Consider the following 1,012-nt stretch of genomic DNA (forward strand, 5'->3'; position numbering starts at 1 on the left):
AGACCTCACCCTCCTGAGTGGTTGGATTGTCAACTACTCGTCCCTGGCAAAAGGACGGTGAGGTCTCTTCTTCTTTTTCTCCTCCCTCGGCTCCTGCAAGAACTCCTACGGTAACTTTACACTAACGAACCTCCTTGGCCGTCCTTTGCAAAGCCTGTCCGCTTTTACCAGCCTCGGCTGTATTCGAGCGAGCAAGGAATGCAAGCCGGCTTTCCTTCCCGGATGCGGGCCCGCACCTCCGCCACCGGCTCGCCGCAGAAGGCACAGGTCACCGAGTTGAAGATCCTGGCCCTCGGGGGCAGCTCCATGTCCACCCATTGCATGTTGAAAAGCTCTTCTTCCGGAAGGCTCAGGATCTCCTCGGTCTTCCTCTGCTGGAAGGAGTAAAAGCGGGCTTTTTCCTCCTCCGTGGCCTCGCCGCCAAAGACCTTCGCGCGCAGCCGCCGGTACTCCGCCTCTTCCTCGGGGTCGCGGCGCTGCCACACGCTCCCTTTGACGCTTATGCGCAGGGCCTTACCCGTCCGGCGGCAGCCAAAGGTGAAGACGTGCTTGCCGTAATCCCGGTAGATGAGGTTGCCTTTACCTATGGTGCAGCCGGTGAGGACCTGGATGGCGTCCACGCCGCAGGCGTCGTTCTCCACTATGGCCACCAGCTCCTCGTCCTCCGCCCTCCGACCGGAGAGCTCCCGCAGGGCCGCTTTGGCCACCCGGTAGCCTATCGCCAGCCCCGGGCAGGCGTGCCCGTGGAACTCCACCACCCTCTTCCAGTCGCTCTTCGCTTCCACCCGTTTCACCTCCCGGTCCGAGTTTTTTGTAGTGATTATAAACTGCTCCGGCGAGAAGCCTCAAGACGGCTCTAAGCTAAAAAGTGTGGAGTAAGAAGGAGGAGGCGGCCGAAGAGCCAAGGGATAGTTTAGCACACCACAACCCCAAAGGAGGCTCTCGACCGCCTATGAAACAGTTTATAGCGGAACTTCTGGGACTGCAAGGATGGATTATCTACCGGGTAAAG

1 protein-coding gene is annotated in these 1,012 nt (G+C 59.5%); it reads right to left on the bottom strand.

Annotated features, from left to right (window positions below; all coding sequences use genetic code 11):
• Nucleotides 1-164 precede the first annotated feature (164 nt).
• On the bottom strand, nucleotides 165-785 hold the full coding sequence (locus tag DXX99_RS10960) for an FmdE family protein (protein WP_115793503.1): 621 nt from the start codon (nucleotides 783-785) through the stop codon (nucleotides 165-167).
• Nucleotides 786-1,012: the final 227 nt, after the last annotated feature.

Source organism: Ammonifex thiophilus (assembly GCF_003368535.1).
GTDB classification, from domain to species: Bacteria; Bacillota; Desulfotomaculia; order Desulfotomaculales; family Ammonificaceae; genus Ammonifex; species Ammonifex thiophilus.